The sequence below is a fragment of the Streptosporangium sp. NPDC051023 genome, from assembly GCF_040689595.1.
Classification (GTDB): domain Bacteria; phylum Actinomycetota; class Actinomycetes; order Streptosporangiales; family Streptosporangiaceae; genus Streptosporangium.
Window position 1 is genome coordinate 1 of record NZ_JBFBCE010000187.1, and the last position, 3,936, is coordinate 3,936.

2 protein-coding genes are annotated in these 3,936 nt (G+C 69.7%); one reads left to right on the forward strand and one right to left on the reverse strand.

The window, feature by feature from the left end:
* Nucleotides 1-746, reverse strand: a 746-nt coding sequence (locus tag AB0395_RS47685) for a hypothetical protein (RefSeq protein WP_366294877.1), incomplete at its 3' end; no start/stop codon positions are given.
* A 400-nt stretch (nucleotides 747-1,146) separates the two neighbouring features.
* Between AB0395_RS47685 and ppdK the strand changes: the two genes are divergently transcribed.
* Nucleotides 1,147-3,789 (forward strand): pyruvate, phosphate dikinase, encoded by a 2,643-nt coding sequence (ppdK, locus tag AB0395_RS47690; RefSeq protein ID WP_366294880.1) that lies wholly within the window; start codon nucleotides 1,147-1,149, stop codon nucleotides 3,787-3,789.
* Nucleotides 3,790-3,936: the final 147 nt, after the last annotated feature.

Here is a 3,936-nt window from a genome sequence, read left to right on the forward strand (position 1 = left end):
CGGCCCCCCCCCCGCGGCGCCCCCCCCGCCTCCGTCTGCGCGGGACCGGCCTGCTCCGGGTCCACCGGCCCGACGAGCGGCCCGACCTGCCTGTGCACGGCCACGCAGATCACGAGCCGGTCGTCCGGCCACTCCTCCCGCAGCGGGACGAAGGCCAGCGAGGCCAGCCGCTCCCCGACGGGGCTGCGTTCGAAGATCGGGGCCAGTCGCGCCCGGCAGCCCTCGACGGCCAAGGCTCTCAGCCTCCCCCCTCCCGGCCAGCCGCCCGCGGGCAGCAGGAACCTGGCCAGCACCTCGCCGTCGTGCGGGCCCGCGCAGCTCGCCAGCGGCAGGACACCGCTGTTCTTGTCGGACAGGGTGCTGTCCGACACCTCGTTCACACAGGTCCCGAGCCGCATGTCGTCGATATAGGCGACGGCGTCCTGGTCCTGTGACTCCTCGGTCGTCGTGGGGGCGGGTGCCCCGCCCTCCGGCGAGGCCGGGGCCGCGGGGCGCGCGGACGCCCGGGTGCTCGCCGCTGTCTCTTCCCTGCCGGGTGCGGAGCGTGGCGCGAGGACCACGAGACCGGTGACCGTGGCGGCCAGAGCGAGCGTCCCGGTGACGAGCGCGACCACCCGTCTCGTACGGCGCCGCGCTCCCGCGCGCCCCCGAGGCGGCTGCCACGTCTCCCGCGCGGCTCCCGGCCGGTCCCCCCGGTGGTCGGGACTCACCCAGGGCCGGTGGTTGTTCTCTTCCCCACTACTCATCACAAAGGTGACAATCCCATGCGAAGTCGCGGTGAGCCAGGAGATCGCGGGCTTCGGGGGAGCGTTCCCGGATCGGTGTGACGGCCGGTGCCGATGTGACAGCCGGGACGGCTGATCCGTGTTCCCGGGGGCGGTACCCCATACCGCAGGGGTTGAACCCCCCGTGAACGCGTTTGAATACTGAGACAATTGGTTTATACCAATTGGTTTATACCAATTCTTGGGGTGGTCCATATCGCCGAGGTTTTGCTGCCGATTTAAATTGGATTAGACCGCCGCGTAGGCTTCTACCTGGGCAAACACCCCTTCGTCGGGTGGGTGGCGTTTCGTCTTCTTCTTGGTCGGTAGAGTCCAAGCAAGGCGGAACCACACGTCATTTGAAGTCGCAGAAGGAGCAACCGTGCCCAAGTACGTTTACGACTTCACCGAGGGCAACAAAGATCTCAAGGATCTGCTCGGCGGTAAGGGGGCCAACCTGGCCGAGATGACCAATCTCGGGTTGCCGGTGCCCCCCGGCTTCACCATCACCACCGACGCGTGCCGCCGTTTCCTCGAGGACGGCGGGCTTCCTGAAGGGCTGGAGGAGGAGGTCTCCCGGCACCTGGCCGCGCTTGAGGGCAAGATGGGCCGCCGCCTCGGTCAGGCCGACGACCCGCTGCTGGTCAGCGTGCGCTCGGGAGCCAAGTTCTCCATGCCGGGCATGATGGAGACCGTCCTGAACATCGGGCTCAACGACGAGTCGGTGCACGGCCTGGCCAAGCAGGCCGGAGGCAACGAGCGGTTCGCCTGGGACTCCTACCGCCGTCTCATCCAGATGTTCGGCAAGACCGTCCAGGGCATCCACGGCGAGCTGTTCGACGACGCCCTCGAAGAACTCAAGGACGGGCGCGACGACCTGGAGCTCGAGGCGTCCGATTTCCGGAGCCTGGTCGAGACCTACAAGGGCATCGTCCTCGAGCAGACGGGTAAGGACTTCCCCGCCGACCCCCACGACCAGATGCGCATGGCGGTCATGGCGGTCTTCGAGTCTTGGAACGCGCCGCGCGCCATCCTCTACCGCCGCCAGGAGCGCATTCCCGCCGACCTCGGCACGGCCGTCAATGTCTGCTCGATGGTGTTCGGCAACTGCGGCATGGACTCGGGCACCGGTGTCGCCTTCACCCGTGACCCCGGCAGCGGCCACCAGGGCGTCTACGGCGACTACCTGCAGAACGCCCAGGGCGAGGACGTGGTCGCCGGCATCCGCAACACCATGCCGCTGCAGGACCTCGAGCGCCTCGACAAGGCCGTCTACGACGAGCTCATGAAGATCATGGAGACGCTGGAGAACCACTACCGCGACCTCTGCGACATCGAGTTCACGGTCGAGCGCGGCAAGCTGTGGATGCTCCAGACCCGGGTGGGCAAGCGGACCGCGGGTGCCGCCTTCCGGATCGCCGTGCAGCTCGTCGACCAGGGCCTGATCGACCTCGACGAGGCCGTGACCCGGGTGAACGGCGCCCAGCTCGCCCAGCTCATGTTCCCGCGCTTCGCCGACGACGCGAAGACCGCCAGGATCACCAAGGGCATGAACGCCTCGCCCGGCGCCGCCGTCGGCAAGGCCGTCTTCTCCTCGGAGCGGGCCGTCGAGCTGGCCGCGGCAGGCGAGGCCGTCATCCTGGTCCGCCGCGAGACCAACCCCGACGACCTGGCGGGCATGATCGCCGCCCAGGGCGTGCTGACGAGCCGTGGCGGCAAGACCTCCCACGCCGCGGTCGTTGCCCGTGGCATGGGCAAGACCTGCGTGTGCGGCGCGGAGGAGCTCGAGGTCTCGACCAAGGAGCGCAGGTTCACCGCGCCCGGTGGCGTCGTGGTCTCCGAGGGCGACGTCATCTCCATCGACGGCTCCAGTGGCGCGGTCTACCTCGGTGAGGTGCCCGTCGTCCCCTCCCCGGTCGTCGAGTACTTCGAGGGCGCGACCGACCAGGACGACGAGCTGGTCGCAGCCGTGCACCGCATCATGACCCACGCGGACGCCGCCAGGCGGCTGCGGGTGCGGGCGAACGCGGACAACGCCGAGGACGCCTCCCGCGCCCGCCGGTTCGGCGCCGAGGGAATCGGGCTCTGCCGTACCGAGCACATGTTCCTCGGTGACCGCAGGCAGCTGGTCGAGGACCTCGTTCTGGCCGCCTCGGAGGAGGACCGCGCGGACGCGCTGGCCGCCCTCGAGCCGCTGCAGAAGGCGGACTTCATCGAGATCTTCCAGGCGATGGCCGGTCTGCCCGTCACGATCCGGCTGATCGACCCGCCGCTGCACGAGTTCCTGCCCGACTACACCGAGCTGTCGGTGAAGGTCGCCCTCGCCGGGGACCAGGCGGAGGAGAAGGACCTCAGGGTGCTGGCCGCGGTCAAGCGCCTGCATGAGCAGAACCCGATGCTGGGCCTGCGCGGAGTACGGCTCGGCCTGGTCATCCCCGGCCTGTTCACCATGCAGGTCAGGGCGATCGCCGAGGCCGCGAAGGCCGTCGAGGGCGCCCGCGCCGAGATCATGATCCCGCTCGTCGGCGCCGTCCAGGAACTGGAGTACGTCAAGGACGAGGCGCAGCGGATTCTCGCCGAGGTAGGCGTCGAGGCGCTGGTCGGCACGATGATCGAGGTGCCCCGCGCGGCGCTGACGGCGGGGCAGATCGCCGAGGCCGCGCAGTTCTTCTCCTTCGGAACCAACGACCTGACCCAGATGACCTGGGCGTTCTCTCGTGACGACGTCGAGGCCGCGTTCTTCTCCAAGTATCTGGAGCTGGGCGTCTTCGGTGTCTCGCCGTTCGAGTCGCTGGACCGCGACGGCGTCGGGAGGCTCGTGCGGATCGCCACGGAGGAGGGGCGCCGGACCAGGCCCGACCTCAAGCTCGGCATCTGCGGCGAGCACGGCGGTGACCCGGACTCGATCCACTTCTGTCACCAGGCCGGCCTGGACTACGTGTCCTGTTCGCCGTTCCGCATTCCCGTCGCCCGGCTGGAGGCGGGCCGTGCCGCCCTGGTGAGCACGGGCTCCGACACCCGCTGAGCGCCCGCGCGCCCCTTGAGTGTCCGCGCGCCCCGGCTCCCGCTGCGGAGGGGCTCACCACGCACCGCACCTCGCTGCCCGAGGTCGGCGGCGACGCGGTCGCCTACACCGAGCCGGACGACACCAGCATCGCCGAGGCGCTGCGCG